This window comes from Nocardiopsis sp. NPDC050513, assembly GCF_044457925.1.
Lineage (GTDB): Bacteria > Actinomycetota > Actinomycetes > Streptosporangiales > Streptosporangiaceae > Nocardiopsis.
Genome location: NZ_JBITHK010000009.1, coordinates 166,540 through 184,872, shown reverse-complemented (window position 1 = coordinate 184,872; position 18,333 = coordinate 166,540). Strand labels below are relative to the sequence as shown.

General features: G+C 69.3%; 12 protein-coding genes, 1 tRNA gene and 1 pseudogene. 11 read left to right on the top strand and 3 right to left on the bottom strand.

The features are described from left to right. Positions 1-17 precede the first annotated feature (17 nt). Complete coding sequence (locus ACIBFB_RS18135) at positions 18-1,100, top strand: UDP-N-acetylmuramate dehydrogenase (protein ID WP_397231465.1); 1,083 nt, start codon at positions 18-20, stop codon at positions 1,098-1,100. A 333-nt stretch (positions 1,101-1,433) separates the two neighbouring features. Then, positions 1,434-2,027, top strand: coding sequence for a TMEM165/GDT1 family protein (locus tag ACIBFB_RS18130; protein WP_397231463.1), 594 nt, complete (start codon positions 1,434-1,436; stop codon positions 2,025-2,027). A 20-nt stretch (positions 2,028-2,047) separates the two neighbouring features. On the opposite strand, the gene ACIBFB_RS18125 is transcribed toward ACIBFB_RS18130, so the two are convergent. Both ACIBFB_RS18125 and ACIBFB_RS18120 read right to left on the bottom strand, forming a co-directional pair. Beyond that, positions 2,048-3,097, bottom strand: coding sequence for an adenosine deaminase (locus tag ACIBFB_RS18125; RefSeq protein ID WP_397231462.1), 1,050 nt, complete (start codon positions 3,095-3,097; stop codon positions 2,048-2,050). Between the two features lie 189 nt (positions 3,098-3,286). Beyond that, positions 3,287-4,495 carry a pyridoxal phosphate-dependent aminotransferase gene (locus ACIBFB_RS18120; protein WP_397231460.1) on the bottom strand — a complete coding sequence of 403 codons (1,209 nt, stop codon included), beginning with the start codon at positions 4,493-4,495 and terminating at the stop codon, positions 3,287-3,289. Positions 4,496-4,712: 217 nt separating this feature from the next. Here ACIBFB_RS18120 and ACIBFB_RS18115 point away from each other — a divergent pair. The 5 genes and pseudogenes from ACIBFB_RS18115 to rplA all read left to right on the top strand — a co-directional run bounded on the left by ACIBFB_RS18115 (position 4,713) and on the right by rplA (position 7,691). Beyond that, positions 4,713-4,785: transfer RNA gene (locus tag ACIBFB_RS18115), tRNA-Trp, on the top strand. A gap of 99 nt (positions 4,786-4,884) precedes the next feature. After that, positions 4,885-5,118: pseudogene (secE, locus tag ACIBFB_RS18110) on the top strand (preprotein translocase subunit SecE); the annotation flags it as partial. A 299-nt stretch (positions 5,119-5,417) separates the two neighbouring features. After that, the gene (nusG, locus tag ACIBFB_RS18105; RefSeq protein ID WP_397231458.1) at positions 5,418-6,227 is read left to right on the top strand and encodes a transcription termination/antitermination protein NusG; all 810 of its coding nucleotides are present in this window, start codon (positions 5,418-5,420) and stop codon (positions 6,225-6,227) included. Positions 6,228-6,467: 240 nt separating this feature from the next. After that, positions 6,468-6,896, top strand: a complete 429-nt coding sequence (gene rplK, locus ACIBFB_RS18100; RefSeq protein WP_397231456.1) for a 50S ribosomal protein L11 — start codon at positions 6,468-6,470, stop codon at positions 6,894-6,896. A 117-nt stretch (positions 6,897-7,013) separates the two neighbouring features. After that, positions 7,014-7,691: a 50S ribosomal protein L1 gene (gene rplA / locus ACIBFB_RS18095; RefSeq protein ID WP_397231454.1), complete on the top strand. Its 678-nt coding sequence runs from the start codon at positions 7,014-7,016 to the stop codon at positions 7,689-7,691. Between the two features lie 89 nt (positions 7,692-7,780). Here the strand turns inward: rplA and ACIBFB_RS18090 are convergent, their stop codons facing one another. After that, positions 7,781-8,626 (bottom strand): hypothetical protein, encoded by an 846-nt coding sequence (locus ACIBFB_RS18090; RefSeq protein ID WP_397231452.1) that lies wholly within the window; start codon positions 8,624-8,626, stop codon positions 7,781-7,783. A 443-nt stretch (positions 8,627-9,069) separates the two neighbouring features. On the opposite strand from ACIBFB_RS18090, the gene rplJ reads away from it, so the two are divergent. The 4 genes from rplJ to ACIBFB_RS18070 all read left to right on the top strand — a co-directional run bounded on the left by rplJ (position 9,070) and on the right by ACIBFB_RS18070 (position 18,231). Next, a complete protein-coding gene (gene rplJ, locus ACIBFB_RS18085) occupies positions 9,070-9,597 on the top strand; it encodes a 50S ribosomal protein L10 (protein ID WP_397231450.1) in 528 nt (175 codons plus the stop codon). 96 nt (positions 9,598-9,693) lie between these two features. Beyond that, positions 9,694-10,083, top strand: a complete 390-nt coding sequence (rplL, locus tag ACIBFB_RS18080; protein ID WP_397231448.1) for a 50S ribosomal protein L7/L12 — start codon at positions 9,694-9,696, stop codon at positions 10,081-10,083. Between the two features lie 767 nt (positions 10,084-10,850). Continuing rightward, positions 10,851-14,318: a DNA-directed RNA polymerase subunit beta gene (rpoB, locus tag ACIBFB_RS18075; RefSeq protein WP_397231446.1), complete on the top strand. Its 3,468-nt coding sequence runs from the start codon at positions 10,851-10,853 to the stop codon at positions 14,316-14,318. Positions 14,319-14,352: 34 nt separating this feature from the next. Next, entirely contained in the window at positions 14,353-18,231 is a 3,879-nt protein-coding gene (locus tag ACIBFB_RS18070) for a DNA-directed RNA polymerase subunit beta' (RefSeq protein WP_397231444.1), read from the top strand. Positions 18,232-18,333 lie beyond the last annotated feature (102 nt).

Genomic DNA, 18,333 nt, shown 5'->3' with positions numbered 1-18,333 from the left:
CCAGTGAGGGAGAACCCGTGTCCACACTCTCCGGAGCCCCGCTCTCCGACCACACCACGCTCGGGCTGGGCGGCCCGGCCAAGAGCCTCGTCGCCGCGTCCACCACCGCCGCGCTGGTGGACGCGGTCGCCGCGGCCGACCGGGACGGCGACCCGCTGCTGATCCTGGGCGGCGGGAGCAACCTGGTCATCGCCGACGACGGCTTCCCCGGAACCGTGGTGCGCGTCGACACGCGCGCCGTCTCCCTCGCCGAGGCCGGACACGACCCCGAGACCGGGGAGACCCTCGTCCACCTGCGCGCCGAGGCCGGCGTCGAATGGGACTCGCTGGTGGAACTCACGGTCGGCGAGGGCCTCAGCGGTGTCGAGTTCCTCTCCGGCATTCCGGGACGGGTCGGCGCCACCCCCATCCAGAACGTCGGCGCCTACGGGCAGGACGTCAGCCAGACCGTGCGCGAGGTGTCCGTGTACGACCGGCGCACCGGCGAGCGCCGGACCATGACCAACGCCCAGTGCGGGTTCACCTACCGCGACAGCGTCTTCAAGGGCGGGGACCGGTACGTGGTGTGCGGGGTCGTCCTCGAACTGCGCCGCTCCGAACTGAGCCGCCCGATCCGGTACGCCGAGGTGGCCCGGACCCTGGGCGTCGAGTCGGGCGAGCGTGTGCCGCTGGAGAGGGCCCGGGAGACCGTCCTGGCCCTGCGCGCGGGCAAGGGCATGGTCCTGGACCCCGGCGACCCCGACACGCGCAGCGCCGGATCGTTCTTCACCAACCCCGTGGTGACCGCGGAGCAGTTCGCGGCCGTCCGCGACCGCGTCGCGGCTCGTCTCGGGACGGACGTCGAGGTCCCCGGGCACCCCGACGGCGACGGCAACGTCAAGCTCTCCGCCGCGTGGCTCATCGACCAGGCCGGGTTCACCAAGGGATACGGGAGCGGCCCCGCGCGGATCTCCGGCAAGCACACGCTGGCGCTGACCAACCCGGGCGGCGCGACCACGCGCGACCTGCTCGACCTGGCACGCGAGGTGCGGGCGGGGGTCGAGGAGGCGTTCGGCGTCCGTCTGGTCAACGAGCCCGTGATGATCGGCGTGACCCTGTAAGGAAAGCCCCAGCCTTTCGAGGGCCGTACCCAATTCTTGAGTTGGGTACGGCCAACTTGTTTTTCAGGACATCCTGATAAACAAATTCGCCGAGCTGATGAATTGCTATTCCACGGTGTTTTGCTAAAGTCGTGGGAGTCGAAGGGGAGTAGTCCCCAATGCGCGCGATCGACACACTGGCCGCCCGGCGGCCCGGTCGCGCGAGCCCATCGCCCCAGCGCCGGACAGGCGCGGCGCAGGGCGGACGAGACCTTTGACCCGGTAGGAAACAGCCGGGTTGAAGGGGCGTCCGCACCCTCCTTCCGCCCGAAACCCCTGGTCGGAGGAGGACGAGTGTCGGCATTTCTCACGGGCCTGGCGGTCAGCACCGTCGCCATTCTCGTCGCGGAGATGGGGGACAAGACCCAATTGGTGGCGATGTCCCTCGCGACCCGCTACCGCGCTCCCACCGTCATCCTCGGCATCACCGCGGCGACCGCCGTCGTCCACGCGGGCAGCGTGCTGCTGGCCGAGGTCCTGGGCGCCAGTATCCCCACCGACTGGCTGACCTTCGTCGCCGGACTCGCCTTCGTCCTCTTCGGGTTCTGGACCCTGCGCGGGGACGAGATGACGGCCAGGGACGAGGAGCGCGCCGCCTCCCGGCGGATCCGCTCCGGACTCCTCACCGTCTTCGTGGTCTTCCTCACCGCCGAGCTGGGCGACAAGACCATGCTCGCCACCATCACCGTGGGCACCCAGCACCACTGGCTGGCCGTGTGGATCGGGTCCACCGTCGGCATGGTGGCGGCCGACGCGGTCGCCATCGTGCTCGGCGCGGTCCTGGGAAAGAAGCTCCCCGAACGGGCCGTGCGGGTGGGCGCCGCGGTGCTGTTCTTCGCGGCGGGGACCGTCATGGCCGGCCAGGGCGCCTGGCTGCTCCTGGCCTGAGCCGACGGGCGGGGCGCCGCTCAGGAGCCGTCGTCCTCCGGCGGCGCCGCCAGCCACGCGTCGATCCCCGACAGCAGCTCCTTGCGCACCGCCTCCGGGGCCCCCGAACCGCGCACCGACATCCGCGCCAGCTCGGCCAGCTCCGCGTCCGAGAACCCGAACACCTCCCGCGCGATCCGGTACTGCTCGACCAGGCGGGGACCGAACAGCAGGGGGTCGTCGGTGCCGAGCGCGATCTGCACCCCGGAGTCGAAGAGCCTGCGCAGCGGCAGGTGCTCCAGCTTCTCGAACACCCCCAGCCCGACGTTCGAGGTCGGGCAGATCTCCAACGTCACGCCCTGGGTGGCGATCCGCTCCACCAGGTGCGGGTCCTCCACCGCGCGCACACCGTGGCCCACCCGGTCGGCGTCGAGGTCGTCCAGGCACTCACGGACGCTGCGCGGCCCCAGGAGCTCGCCGCCGTGCGGCGCCGACAGCAGCCCCGCGCGCCGGGCGATCCGGAAGGCGGCCTCGAACTCGCGCGCCCGCCCCCGCCGCTCGTCGTTGTTCAGGCCGAAGGAGACCACGCCCCGGCCCGCGTACTGCCGCGCCAGCCGCGCCAGGGCCCGGGCGTCCATCGGGTGCCGCGTGCGGTTGGCGGCCACCATCAGGCCGATGGGGACGCCGGTCGCGTTCTCGGCGGCGCGCGCGGCGTCCAGGATCAGCTCCAGGGTGGCGGTCAGGCCGTCGAACAGTGCGGCGTACCCGCTCGGGTCCACCTGGATCTCCAGCCAGCCCGACCCCGCCGCGCGCTCGTCCTCGGCGGCCTCCCGCAGCAGCCGGTACACGTCCTCGGGTCTGCGCAGCACCGAACGGGCGATGTCGTAGAGGCGCTGGAACCGGAACCAGCCGCGTTCGTCCGTGGCGCGCAGGCGGGGCGGCCACTCGTCGACCAGGGCCTGGGGGAGGCGGATCCCGCGCTCCTCCGCGAGTTCCACGAGGGTCGAGTGGCGCATCGATCCGGTGAAGTGCAGGTGCAGGTGCGCCTTGGGCAGCCGGTCCAACCGGCGGGCGCTGGTCGGTGTCTCCATGACCCAAGCCTGCCGTACACCGCGCGCGCGTGGTACCGGGACCGGAAGACCGACCGGGAAACGGCGGTCGAACGCGGGCGCCGCGCCGCAGGCGTCCGTCGAGGATGCCCGCCCCGCCGCGGAGCGGCCCCCGGGTGGCGGCGGGCGACGGGAGGTCCCAGGCGGAGCGGAGGCCCGAAGCGGGCGCGGCTACTCGGCCTCGGCCAGCAGCTTCTGGATGCGGCTGACGCCCTCGACGAGGTCCTCGTCGCCGAGCGCGTAGGACAGGCGGACGTAGCCGGGGGTGCCGAACGCCTCACCGGGCACGACCGCGACCTCGGCCTCCTCGAGGATGAGCTCGGCCAACTCGGCGGAGGTGCTCGGCCGCTTGCCGCGGATCACCTTGCCCAGGACGCCCTTGACGGACGGGTAGGCGTAGAAGGCCCCCTGCGGCTCCGGGCAGAGCACGCCGTCGATCTCGTTGAGCATCCGGACGATCGTCGTGCGGCGGCGGTCGAAGGACTCGCGCATGGCGTCCACGGCGGACAGGTCGCCGGAGACGGCGGCCAGCGCGGCGGCCTGCGACACGTTGGCGACGTTGGAGGTGGCGTGCGACTGGAGGTTGCCCGCCGCCTTGATCACGTCCGCGGGGCCGATGATCCACCCCACGCGCCAGCCGGTCATCGCGTAGGTCTTGGCCACGCCGCTGACGATCACGGTGCGCTCGGCCAGCTCCGGAACCTCGACGGGGATCGAGGAGAACTCGGCGTCGCCGTAGACCAGGTGCTGGTAGATCTCGTCGGTCAGCACCCACAGGCCCTTGTCCAGAGCCCACTGGCCGATCGCGCGGACCTGCTCGCGCGGGTAGATCGCGCCGGTCGGGTTGTTCGGGGAGACGAACACCAGGACCTTGGTGCGTTCGGTGCGCGCGGCCTCCAGCTGCTCGACACTGGCGAGGTAGCCGGTGGTCTCGTCGGTGGTGACGTACACCGGTACACCGCCCGCGAGCTTGATCGACTCGGGGTAGGTGGTCCAGTAGGGGGCCACGACGACGACCTCGTCGCCCGGGTCGAGCATCGCGGCGAAGGCCTCGTAGATCGCCTGCTTGCCGCCGTTGGTCACCAGGATCTGGGAGGGCTCGACCTGGTAGCCGGAGTCGCGGGCGGTCTTCTCGGCGATGGCCTTCTTCAGCTCGGGAAGGCCGCCGGCCGGGGTGTAGCGGTGGAAACGCGGCTCGCGGGCCGCCTCGACGGCGGCCTCGACGATGTAGTCGGGGGTCGGGAAGTCGGGCTCTCCGGCTCCGAAGCCGATGACGGGACGCCCCTCCGCCTTCATGGCCTTGGCCTTCGCGTCGACGGCGAGGGTGGCCGACTCGGAGATAGCGCTGATACGTGCAGAGACTCGCGGTCGCTCAGTCATGCCCTCCATGGTGTCATGCGCCCCCGACCAGGGTGGCGGGGGACGGTACGGGGCGCCCACGGGGGTGTGCGGGGGCGGTGTTCGGGGAAAGCGGTTTGGTCCCGGGAGCACGCAGGCCTTACACTCGTGCGAGCCGACCGGTCGACGGGTCGCGTTCCACGGCGTGGGGTGCGGACCCGGTGACGACCGGCTATGGTGGGGACGCAGTTTCCGTCCGAGGGCAGTGGCTCAATTGGTAGAGCACCGGTCTCCAAAACCGGCGGTTGGGGGTTCGAGTCCCTCCTGCCCTGCACGAACGCGCGGTGTGGCGGTCGTTTCGGCCGCCGCACCACGCGGGGCGTTACGGAACTACGGGGATGACCAGCAGCCCGCGACCCTAAGGACCCCAGGTGACCCAGACTGACGCCGACGCCAAGCCCGACAAGGAGCCCAAGCGTCGTACCGGTCCTGTGACCTTCACCAAGCAGGTCGTCGGAGAGCTCCGCAAGGTCCGCTGGCCCACGCGCCGCGAACTGGTCACCTACACCATCGTCGTCCTGGTGTTCGTCGTCCTCGTCCTCAGCTACGTCTCGCTGCTCGACTTCGTCTTCGCCGAGCTCACCACGTGGCTCTACGCCGGGTTCAGCCTCGAGGGCGAGTTCCAGGCCCTGCCGCTGTGGACCAGCATCGCGACCGGCGGTCTCGCGGTCATCCTCGGCGCCATGGGCATCATGCGCAGCAGGGGCGACTAGCCCCCCGGGTACACGAGCCCGCGCGGGCACGACGGCGGTCCGGATGTGACACCGCTCGCCGTCGCTCCGCACCTGTGCCTGGTCCCATCCCGCGCGCCGAGACCGTAAGCTGGCAGGACGGGGTTCGACGTCGACCGCTGTCCGGCGCGCGTCGGCCCGCAGTAGCGCATCCGACGAGAGAAAGAGCAGCCGTGTCCGAGTCCCCACTGACCCCTGACGACTTCCCCGAAGAGGAGCCGGGTCAGCCGTCGGAGGAAGAGACCGGCCTGGCGGGCGAGCTGTCCGAGGACGCGGCCGAGCAGTCCGAGACCGAGGGCCAGGAGCTGGCCGACGAGGCGGACGAGCAGGCCGGTGACGCGGACGAGGAGGCCGGGCAGGAGCCCGAGCTCCCCCGGCTCGACCCCGTCGAGGAGTTCCGCGCCGAGCTGATGCTGCTCCCCGGCGACTGGTACGTCGTGCACACCTACGCCGGGTACGAGAAGCGGGTCAAGGCCAACGTCGAGAGCCGCACCCAGTCGCTCAACATGGAGGAGTACATCTTCCAGGTCGAGGTGCCCGAGCACGAGGTCACCGAGGTCAAGAGCGGCAAGCGCCAGCAGGTCACCGAGAAGGTCCTGCCCGGCTACGTGCTCGTGCGCATGGACCTGACCGACGAGTCCTGGTCGGCCATCCGCAACACCCCGGGCGTGACCGGTTTCGTGGGCCTGTCCAACAAGCCCGCCCCGCTCAGCCTCACGGAGGTCGCCAAGCTCCTGGCCCCCGAGCCGGAGGAGGAGCCGGAGGAGGAGCGCAAGGCCAAGGCCGCCGGCGCCGGCGAGGCGCGTTCGGACGTCGCCTACGAGGTCGGGGAGTCCGTCACCGTCATGGAGGGCCCGTTCGCGACCCTGCCCGCCACGGTGAGCGAGATCAACCCCGACACCCAGAAGCTCAAGGTGCTCGTGTCGATCTTCGGCCGCGAGACCCCGGTCGAGCTGTCGTTCAACCAGGTCGCCAAGATCTGACCCGTCCGGGCAGTGATCCGGCCGACGTAGACTTGGTGGGTCCGCCTCCGGGCGGACCCGCTCGTGCGCTCCGCCCAGCGCGGGGCGCCCCGGCCCGCCCGGTCCCGGCGGGCCGCCGTCCCCGTGCCCGGGGACGCGCCCTCCCCGGCAGCGGCGCCCGGTGCGGTCCACGCGACCGCGCGGCGCCGTCAGGAGGGCCAGGGGACCAGCACACACCGCATATCAGGCAAAGGACCCGACATGCCTCCGAAGAAGAAACTGGCCGCACTCGTCAAGGTGCAGCTCCCCGCCGGTCAGGCCACCCCGGCGCCGCCCGTCGGTACCGCTCTCGGTCCGCACGGCGTCAACATCATGGACTTCTGCAAGCAGTACAACGCTGCCACGGAGTCCCAGCGCGGCAACGTCATCCCCGTGGAGATCTCCATCTACGAGGACCGTTCCTTCACGTTCGTCACCAAGACGCCCCCGGCGTCCGGGCTGATCCTGAAGGCCGCCGGTCTGGACAAGGCCGCGACGGACCCGGGCCGCAGCACGGCCGGTTCGATCACCGCCGACCAGGTCCGCGAGATCGCGCAGACCAAGCTGCCCGACCTCAACACCGACGACGTCGAGGCCGCCGCCAAGATCGTCGCCGGCACCGCCCGCTCGATGGGCATCGAGGTCAAGTAGCCCCCTCGCACCGGGGCGCCGGGCGACCGCCCGCGCCGCGTGGGGTGCCGACGTCAAGCACCGACAGTGGCAGGGCCAGGCGCTGGCCCACCGACCACACGTTCCTAGGAGAACCGCGTGAAGCGCAGCAAGAACCACCGCAAAGCCAGCGAGCTGGTGGACCGTGACAAGCTCTACAGCCCCGCCGAGGCCGTGAAGCTCGCCAAGGAGACCTCCACCACCAAGTTCGACGCGACCGTCGAGGTCGCCCTGCGTCTGGGCGTCGACCCGCGCAAGGCCGACCAGATGGTCCGCGGCACCGTGAACCTGCCCAACGGCACCGGTAAGACCGCTCGGGTCCTGGTCTTCGCGACCGGTGAGCGTGCGGAGCAGGCTCGCGCCGCTGGCGCCGACCACGTCGGCGACGACGACCTCGTCCAGGAGGTCCAGAACGGCTTCCTCGACTTCGACGCCGTCGTCGCCACCCCGGACCTCATGGGCAAGGTCGGCCGCCTCGGCCGCGTGCTCGGTCCGCGTGGTCTCATGCCGAACCCCAAGACGGGCACCGTCACCCCGGACGTGGCCAAGGCCGTGACCGAGATCAAGGGCGGCAAGATCGAGTTCCGTGTCGACCGCCACGGCAACCTGCACTTCATCATCGGCAAGGCGTCCTTCGACGAGGCCAAGCTGGTGGAGAACTACCAGGCCGCGATCGACGAGGTGAACCGCCTCAAGCCGTCCGCCGCCAAGGGCCGCTACATCAAGAAGGCCGTGGTCACCACGTCCATGGGCCCGAGCATCCCGCTCGACGCCTGACAGCGGGCGCCCGAACGGCGCGTGGCGCGACGGCCCCCGGTTCCCTCGCGGAACCGGGGGCCGTCGCCGTGCCGGAGGGCCGCCGTCGACTACACGTCGGTGATCTCGTCCTCGGAGGGCAGCTCGAAGGAGGTCTCGCCCAGGGCGGAGAAGACCATCGAGAGCTCTCCGGCCCCGTCGTTGAAGTCCATCCGCATGGGGAAGCCGTCGTCCGCGATCCAGATGGACACGTCCATGGCGCCGGTGGTGTCCCCGATGAGGTCGGACAGGGCGCCGCTCTGCTCCTCGGTGAGGGCGTCGATCTCCTCGGCGGTGAAGGATCCCTCGAGGCGGGTGGTCCCGACCCCGCTGATCTCCTCGGTTCCGGCCTCCTCGATCGTCTCGATCGCGGCGACCGCACCGGCCAGCTCCGGCAGGTTCGAGGTGTCGAACATGGTCTCGGTGACGGGTTGCAGGCCGCTGCTGTCGACTCCGCGGGCCCAGGCGGTGTCCACTTCCTGGAGGCCGTTGTGGTTGGAGATCAGCATGTCGCCCCCGGCCGGGACGATGACGACCGACGTGCTGAGCTCCTCAGCGGTCAGGTCCGTCGCCCGGCCGCTCAGCTCGGCGAGTTCCAGGAGCATGTCGCCCATGGCGGGCATGTACACGGTGACCTGCGCCGCCTGGGGCTCGTCCATGACCTCGTACGTGAAGTCCATCTCCGTCTCGCCCGCTTCGGGGTCGGACACGGTCATCGACATGTCGAGGGTGTAGTTGTCGACCGCCTCGGTGCTCGCGGCCAGGTCGGCGAGGAGGCTCGTGACGCCTCCGCCCCCGCCCTCCCCGCCCGCCGCGTCGGCGGTCTCCTCGGGCTCGGCGGACGCGCCGCCGCCGCAGGCGGCGAGGGACAGGCTCAGGGCGCCGGCGGTCAACAGGGCCGGCACACGGGTCTTCATGGGGTTGGATACCTTCGTCTGGGGATGGTGGAATGCCGAAGGGAGCGGGCCTCCAGCCGGACATGGTGCCACGCGCGTGCGACGTCCGGGGCGCGGGGCGGCGTTCGTTACTGGGACGTTGTTCCACTTCGTCGGGTTCCGCGGTGTGGGGGCCGTCACGGGTGCGCCGCCCGTCCGGAATCCGTTCCCGGCATTCCTCCGCGTCCTGTAGCATGGGTACTTGCCGAAGACCGCTGGTCGTCACCCGAACGGGTGACCTAAGGACCCATCCGCGATGGGCGCCCGCGCAGGTGTCACCAGAGCTTTCCCGTCCCGGGCGCGTTCCCTCGCCCCGTGGACGCGGTCGTGCCCCGTGCGCCTCGCGCTCGGGGCCTTTTCTCGTGCAGACGCCGATCGCGTGAGTCCTTGGGAACCAACCAGCGTTCACTGTTGGAAGGAGTCCCATGGCGAGGCCGGACAAGGCCGCCGCGGTCGCCGAACTCACGGAGGAGCTCCGCGAGGCCAACGGCGCCGTGCTGGCGGAATACCGGGGACTCACTGTGGCCGGGCTCAACGAGCTCCGCCGCAGCCTCGGCCAGAACGCGCGTTTCCGCGTCGTGAAGAACACGCTGACCAAGATCGCCGTGAGCGAGGCCGGGGTCGACGAGAAGGTCAAGGACCTGCTCGAGGGCCCCACCGCCGTCGCTTTCATCCGCGGTGACGTGGTCGAGGCCGCCAAGAGCCTGCGTGACTTCGCGAAGGCGAACGAGCCCCTGGTGATCAAGGGCGGCGTCATCGACGGCAAGTCGATGACCGCCGACGAGGTCACCAAGCTGGCCGACCTGGAGTCCCGCGAGGTGCTTCTCTCGAAGATGGCCGGTGCGCTCAAGGCCAAGCAGGGCCAGGCCGCCGCCGTCTTCCAGGCGCTCCCGACCAAGGCTGTGCGTCTCGCGCAGGCCCTGGCGGACAAGCGCTCCGAGGAAGCGGCCTAGACAACCCGATCCCGGTGGGTGCGGACGTCACCCGCCTCAAGGCTCGCACGTGGCGTCGACGGACGCGCGTGTCCGTAGAGAAAGAGAGATCGCATCATGGCGAAGCTCAGCAACGAGGACCTGCTTGCCGCGTTCGAGGAGATGACCCTCCTCGAGCTGTCCGAGTTCGTGAAGCTGTTCGAGGACAAGTTCGACGTCGAGGCCGCCGCCCCGGCCGCCGTCGTCGCCGCTGCCCCGGGCGCCGGTGGCGGCGCCGCCGAGGCCGTCGAGGAGAAGGACGAGTTCGACGTCGTCCTCGAGTCCGCCGGTGACAAGAAGATCCAGGTCATCAAGGAGGTCCGCGGCCTCACGAGCCTGGGCCTCAAGGAGGCCAAGGACCTGGTCGACAACGCTCCGAAGCCGCTGCTCGAGGGCGTCAACAAGGAGACGGCTGACAAGGCCAAGGCGGCCCTCGAGGGCGCCGGCGCCACCGTCACCCTCAAGTAGTCCCACGCGGGCCGTACGGGCCCGCTGGTACGCGCCACGCGGCCGTTCCTCCTCCGGGAGGGGCGGCCGCGTCGTCGTTTCCGCACGGCTGGGCGTTCCCCGGCAGGAGCGGCCGCATGCGGGGTGCCCCGTTCGGGGCCGAGTGGCCCGGGGAGTGGAGAATGGTTCCGTTCGCCGGGTTTCGCGCCGTGTCCGACGCCGGACGGTCGTCGAGGTGTGCGAAGCTGGGGCGGTCGCGGTCGCGGCGCGGGCGCCACAAGGGGCGTCCGTGTGTGCGAAGTGTCCCTGGGGCGCGATAATCTCCGGTCCCGGGATTCTTGACGGGCCCCGGGGAGAGTGTTTACCCGCCCTGGGCGGGGGAACCCTTCCGGGTGTCCGATGGCTCGTACCCCCGGGGCCAGGGCAGGCGCGCTGGACCGCACACACGGTCCCGTCGGGTCCTCTCGGGTGGAATCCGTGGTCGGGTTCCACACAAAGGACGACGTACGGGCTTGACGGATCGCCCGCCACGGGTGATCCTGCGGGTGTCGTGAGTGGCGCCGTGGACCGTGAGTGGACAGCGGTGTGGTGTTCGGCTACACTGCTCTTTTGCGCTGCCCTTTGGTGATCCCTGTGTCGGTGTACGGCTTCCGCCATCCCGTTTTCGTCTGGACACGGTAGCCCGTTCCCGCTCGTGTGACCGTCTCAACCGTGTTGCGGCGGTCCTCCCGTGACGGATCGTCTGGCGTGCGCGCTTCAACCGCCACAAGCCTTCGGAAGGACCCCTGTTGGCAGCCTCGCGCAACGCCTCCGCTAACGCCCTTGGTCCGCACCGCGTTTCGTTCGCCCGTATTCAGGAACCGCTCGAGGTCCCGAACCTGCTCGCCCTGCAGACCGAGTCGTTCGACTGGCTGCTGGGCAACGAGAAGTGGAAGACCCGGGTCGAGACGGCCCGAAACGCTGGCCGCAAGGACGTTCCGGAGCAGTCCGGTCTCGAAGAGATCTTCGAGGAGATCAGTCCGATCGAGGACTTCTCGGGCACGATGTCGCTGTCGTTCCGCGACCATCGGTTCGAGCCGCCCAAGTACTCCGAAGAGGAGTGCAAGGACAAGGACATGACCTACTCCGCCCCGATGTTCGTCACGGCGGAGTTCATCAACAACGACACCGGTGAGATCAAGAGCCAGACGGTGTTCATGGGCGACTTCCCGCTCATGACCGTCAAGGGCACCTTCATCATCAACGGCACCGAGCGCGTCGTCGTGTCCCAGCTGGTCCGCTCCCCGGGCGTGTACTTCGACCGGTCGGTCGACAAGAGCTCGGACAAGGACCTGTTCGGCTGCAAGGTCATCCCGTCCCGCGGCGCCTGGCTCGAGTTCGAGGTCGACAAGCGGGACTTCGTCGGTGTGCGCATCGACCGCAAGCGCAAGCAGGGCGTCACCGTCCTGCTCAAGGCGCTGGGCTGGACCACCGACCAGATCCTCGAGCGCTTCGGCCAGTACGAGTCCATCCGCAACACGCTGGAGAAGGACCCGACCGCGGGCACCGACGACGCGCTGCTGGACATCTACCGCAAGCTGCGTCCGGGGGAGCCGCCCACGAAGGAGTCGGCCCAGGCGCTGTTGGAGAACCTCTACTTCAACCCCAAGCGCTACGACCTCGCCAAGGTCGGCCGCTACAAGATCAACAAGAAGCTCGGTCTGGAGACCGACTACACCCAGGGCACCCTCACCGAAGAGGACATCGTCGCCACCATCGACTACCTCGTGCGCCTGCACGCGGGTGAGGTCGAGCACGAGACGGCGGTCGGCACCCGGCCCGTCGAGACCGACGACATCGACCACTTCGGCAACCGGCGCCTGCGCACGGTCGGCGAGCTCATCCAGAACCAGGTCCGCCTGGGCCTGGCCCGCATGGAGCGCGTCGTCCGCGAGCGGATGACCACCCAGGACGTCGAGGCGATCACGCCGCAGACCCTGATCAACATCCGCCCGGTCGTGGCCTCCATCAAGGAGTTCTTCGGCACCTCGCAGCTGTCCCAGTTCATGGACCAGACCAACCCCCTGGCCGGTCTGACCCACAAGCGCCGCCTCTCGGCCCTGGGCCCGGGCGGTCTGTCCCGTGAGCGCGCGGGCTTCGAGGTCCGTGACGTCCACGCCTCCCACTACGGCCGTATGTGCCCGATCGAGACCCCCGAGGGTCCCAACATCGGTCTGATCGGCTCCCTGGCCGCCTACGGCCGCGTCAACTCCTTCGGGTTCGTCGAGACCCCGTACCGCCGCGTGGTCGACGGACGTATCACCGACGAGGTCGACTACCTCACCGCGGACGAGGAGGACCGGTACGTCATCGGCCAGGCCAACACGCCGATGAACCCGGACGGCACCTTCGCCGAGTCCCACGTCCTGGTGCGCCGCAAGGGCGAGGAGTTCGAGCAGGTCCGCTCGGACGAGGTCGACTACATGGACGTGTCGCCGCGCCAGATGGTGTCGGTCGCCACCGCCATGATCCCGTTCCTGGAGCACGACGACGCCAACCGCGCGCTCATGGGCTCCAACATGCAGCGCCAGGCCGTGCCGCTGCTGCGCGCCGAGGCCCCGTTCGTCGGCACCGGCATGGAGTACCGCGCCGCCACCGACGCCGGCGAGGTCATCCTCGCGGAGAAGGCCGGTGTGGTCGAGGACGTCACCGCCGACTACGTCACGGTGATGGCCGACGACGGCACCCGCAAGACCTACCGCCTGGGCAAGTTCCAGCGCTCCAACCAGGGCACCTGCTTCAACCAGCGGCCGATCGTGCACGAGGGCCAGCGGGTCGAGGAGTCCCAGGTCCTGGCGGACGGTCCGTCCACCGACCAGGGCGAGATGTCGCTGGGCAAGAACCTGCTCGTGGCGTACATGTCCTGGGAGGGCCACAACTACGAGGACGCGATCATCCTCTCCCAGCGCCTGGTGCAGGACGACGTCCTCTCCTCGATCCACATCGAGGAGCACGAGGTCGACGCCCGCGACACCAAGCTGGGCCCGGAGGAGATCACGCGCGAGATCCCCAACGTCAGCGAGGAGGTCCTGGCCGACCTCGACGACCGGGGCATCATCCGCATCGGCGCCGAGGTCGTCGACGGCGACATCCTCGTCGGCAAGGTCACCCCCAAGGGTGAGACCGAGCTGACCCCGGAGGAGCGCCTGCTGCGCGCCATCTTCGGCGAGAAGGCCCGCGAGGTCCGGGACACCTCGCTCAAGGTCCCGCACGGCGAGACCGGCAAGGTCATCGGCGTCCGCGTGTTCAGCCGCGAGGACGGCGACGAGCTCGCCCCGGGCGTCAACGAGATGGTCCGCGTCTACGTCGCCCAGAAGCGCAAGATCACCGACGGCGACAAGCTCGCCGGCCGCCACGGCAACAAGGGTGTCATCGCCAAGATCCTGCCCCAGGAGGACATGCCCTTCCTGGAGGACGGCACGCCGGTCGACATCATCCTCAACCCGCTGGGCGTCCCCGGCCGGATGAACGTCGGCCAGGTCCTGGAGGTCCACCTGGGCTGGCTGGCCAAGAACGGCTGGACGGTCGACGGACTCGACGAACCGTGGAAGCAGTCGCTGCACGACATCGGCGCCTCGGAGTCCGAGCCCGACTCCAGGGTGGCCACGCCGGTCTTCGACGGTCTGCGCGGCGACGAGCTCAACGGCCTGATCACGTCGGTCCGCCCCAACGAGGACGGCCACCGCCTGATCAACGACGAGGGCAAGGCGCGGCTGTTCGACGGCCGCACCGGAGAGCCGTTCGCCGAGCCGATCTCCGTCGGCTACAAGTACATCCTCAAGCTCCACCACCTCGTGGACGACAAGATCCACGCGCGCTCCACCGGCCCGTACTCGATGATCACCCAGCAGCCGCTGGGCGGTAAGGCGCAGTTCGGCGGTCAGCGCTTCGGTGAGATGGAGGTGTGGGCGCTGGAGGCGTACGGCGCCGCCTACGCCCTCCAGGAGCTGCTCACCATCAAGTCCGACGACGTGGTGGGCCGGGTCAAGGTCTACGAGGCCATCGTCAAGGGCGAGAACATCCCCGAGCCGGGCATCCCTGAGTCCTTCAAGGTGCTCATCAAGGAGATGCAGTCGCTCTGTCTGAACGTGGAGGTGCTGTCCAGTGACGGTATGTCCATCGAGATGCGGGACAGCGACGAGGACGTCTTCCGCGCGGCGGAAGAGCTGGGAATCGACCTGGGTCGGCGCGAGCCGAGCAGTGTCGAAGAGGTCTAACTTCCGCGATCTTCGAGAGCAGGGGACGAATTAAGTGCTCGACGTCAACTTCTTCGACGAGCTGCGCATTGGCCTGGCCACGGCCGACGACATCCGCCAGTGGTCGCACGGCGAGGTCAAGAAGCCCGAAACCATCAACTACCGCACCCTCAAGCCCGAGAAGGACGGACTCTTCTGCGAGAAGATCTTCGGTCCGACCCGGGACTGGGAGTGCTACTGCGGCAAGTACAAGCGCGTCCGCTTCAAGGGCATCATCTGTGAGCGCTGCGGCGTCGAGGTGACCCGCGCCAAGGTGCGCCGTGAGCGGATGGGCCACATCGAGCTGGCCGCGCCCGTCACGCACATCTGGTACTTCAAGGGTGTGCCCTCCCGCCTGGGTTACCTGCTGGACCTGGCGCCGAAGGATCTCGAGAAGATCATCTACTTCGCCGCCTACATGGTCACGTGGGTGGACACCGAGGCCCGTGAGCGCGACCTCCAGTCCCTGGAGGCGCGGATCTCGGTCGAGAAGCAGCACCTGGAGCAGCGCCGCGACTCCACGATCGAGGAGCGCCACCGCAAGCTCGAGGCCGACCTGGCCGAGCTGGAGGAGCAGGGCGCCAAGGGCGACGCCCGCCGCAAGGTGCGCGAGGGCGCCGAGCGCGAGATGCGCCAGCTGCGCGACCGCGCCCAGCGCGAGATCGACCGCCTCGACGAGGTCTGGAACCGCTTCAAGAACCTCAAGGTCCAGGACCTCGAGGGCGACGAGATGCTCTACCGCGAGATGCGGGACCGCTTCGGGAAGTACTTCCGCGGCGGCATGGGCGCCCAGGCCATCCAGGACCGGCTCTCCAACTTCGAGCTGGACCAGGAGGCGGAGAAGCTCCGCGAGACCATCCGCACCGGCAAGGGCCAGAAGAAGGCCCGCGCCCTCAAGCGGCTCAAGGTCGTCTCGGCGTTCCTCAACACCACCAACAGCCCCATGGGCATGGTGCTCGACTGCATCCCGGTCATCCCGCCGGACCTGCGTCCGATGGTGCAGCTGGACGGTGGCCGCTTCGCGACCTCCGACCTCAACGACCTGTACCGCCGGGTGATCAACCGGAACAACCGCCTCAAGCGACTGCTCGACCTCGGCGCCCCCGAGATCATCGTCAACAACGAGAAGCGGATGCTCCAGGAGGCCGTCGACGCCCTGTTCGACAACGGCCGCCGCGGCCGTCCGGTCACCGGGCCGGGCAACCGGCCGCTCAAGTCGCTGTCCGACATGCTCAAGGGCAAGCAGGGCCGCTTCCGCCAGAACCTGCTGGGCAAGCGCGTCGACTACTCCGGCCGTTCGGTCATCGTCGTCGGCCCGCAGCTCAAGCTGCACCAGTGCGGTCTGCCCAAGCAGATGGCCCTGGAGCTGTTCAAGCCGTTCGTGATGAAGCGCCTGGTCGACCTGAACCACGCGCAGAACATCAAGAGCGCCAAGCGCATGGTCGAGCGGTCCCGCCCGGTCGTGTGGGACGTCCTGGAAGAGGTCATCACCGAGCACCCGGTGCTGCTCAACCGCGCTCCCACCCTGCACCGCCTGGGCATCCAGGCCTTCGAGCCGCAGCTGGTCGAGGGCAAGGCCATCCAGATCCACCCGCTCGTGTGCACGGCGTTCAACGCCGACTTCGACGGTGACCAGATGGCCGTGCACCTGCCGCTGTCCGCCGAGGCCCAGGCCGAGGCGCGGCTGCTGATGCTGGCCACGAACAACATCCTCAAGCCGTCCGACGGCAAGCCCGTGACCATGCCCACCCAGGACATGATCATCGGTCTGTACTACCTGACGACGGAGAAGGCCGACGCCACGGGCGAGGGGCGGGCGTTCCTGTCCCCGGCCGAGGCGATCATGGCCTACGACATCGGGGACCTGGACCTGCAGGCGAAGATCCGCCTGCGGATCGCCGACGGCGCTCCCGCGCCCAAGGACTGGACCCCGCCGGAGAACTGGCAGCAGGGCGAGCCGTACACCCTGGAGACGACGCTGGGCCGGTACCTCTTCAACGAGGCCACCCCGGTCGACTACCCGTACGTCAACTTCCAGGTGGGCAAGAAGCAGGTCTCGGCCCTGGTCAACGACCTGGCCGAGAACTACCCCAAGGTCCAGGTCGCCACGACCCTGGACGCCCTGAAGGACGCCGGCTACCGCTGGGCCACCCGGTCCGGTCTGACCATCGGCATCGAGGACGTCGTCGCGCCTCCGGCCAAGACGGAGATCCTCGAGGGGTACGAGCGCAAGGCCGACAAGATCCAGCGCGAGTACGACCGCGGTCTCATCACCGACGACGAGCGCCGTCAGGAGCTCACCGAGGTGTGGACCCAGGCCACCGCCGAGGTCGCCCGGAACATGGAGGAGAACTTCCCCGCCGACAACCCGGTGTGGATGATGGTCCAGTCCGGCGCCCGAGGCAACCCGATGCAGGTGCGTCAGATCGCCGGCATCCGCGGTCTGGTCTCCAACACCAAGGGTGAGACGATCCCGCGTCCGATCAAGTCCTCCTACCGCGAGGGCCTGTCCGTCCTGGAGTACTTCATCTCCACGCACGGTCAGCGCAAGGGTCTGGCCGACACCGCCCTGCGTACCGCCGACTCGGGTTACCTGACCCGTCGTCTGGTGGACGTCGCGCAGGACGTCATCGTCCGCGAGGTCGACTGCGGCACGGACCGCTCGCTGTGGCACGAGATCGGCGAGAAGTCCGCCTCCGGCGTCGTCGTGCGCAAGCACAACGTCGAGAACACCGGTTTCGGCCGTACCCTCGCCGAGGACACCGTGGACGCGGACGGCAACGCCGTCCTGCCCGCGCTGGCCGACACCTCCGAGCAGAACATCGACAAGCTGATCGCGGCGGGCGTCACCCGCGTGCGGATCCGCTCGTCGCTGACCTGCGAGGCGAAGATCGGCGTGTGCTCCACCTGCTACGGCCGGTCCATGGCGACCGGCAAGCCGGTGGACGTCGGCGAGGCGATCGGCATCATCGCGGCGCAGTCCATCGGTGAGCCCGGCACCCAGCTGACCATGCGGACCTTCCACATGGGCGGTTCGGCCGGTCAGGACATCACCCACGGTCTGCCCCGTGTCCAGGAGCTCTTCGAGGCCCGCATCCCCAAGGGTGTGGCGCCGATCTCCGAGGTCGAGGGCCGGATCCGGATCGACGACACGGAGAAGAGCCGTAAGATCGTCGTCATCCCGGACGACGGCACGGACGAGATCGCCTACCCGGTGCCGATGCGTGCCCAGCTCCTGATCAGCGACGACGACCACGTGTCGGTCGGCCAGCAGCTGATCCAGGGTGCGATCAACCCGCACGAGGTGCTCCGCATCCAGGGCCCGCGCGCGGTGCAGCAGCACCTCGTGTCGGAGGTCCAGGAGGTGTACAAGTCGCAGGGTGTGTCCATCCACGACAAGCACATCGAGATCATCGTCCGCCAGATGCTCAAGCGGGTGAACATCCTGGAGTCGGGTGACACCGAGCTGCTGCCGGGTGAGATGGTCGAGCGGCCGAAGTTCGAGCGGATCAACCGCCGTGTCGTGTCCGAGGGCGGACAGCCCGCGGCCGGACGTCCGGTGCTGCTGGGCATCACCAAGGCCTCGCTGGCCACGGAGTCCTGGCTGTCGGCGGCCTCCTTCCAGGAGACCACCCGGGTGCTGACCGAGAACGCGATCCACGGCAAGAGCGACCCGCTGCTCGGCCTCAAGGAGAACGTCATCATCGGTAAGCTCATCCCGGCCGGTACCGGTATTCCGCAGTACCGCAACATCCGGGTCGAGCCGACCGAGGAGGCCAAGGCCTCGATGTACTCGGTCTCCGGCTACGAGGAGCCCAGCGAGTACACCTTCGGGCAGGGATCGGGCGAGGCCGTTCCGCTGGAGGAGTACGACTTCGGGCCGTACAACCGGTAAGAGCGGTTGGCTGAACGGACGGCGGCGGTCCACCACCTCCCCTGGGGGGTGGTGCCGCCGCCGTTTCACGTTGTCGATCCGCACATCGCGGTGTGGATGGGG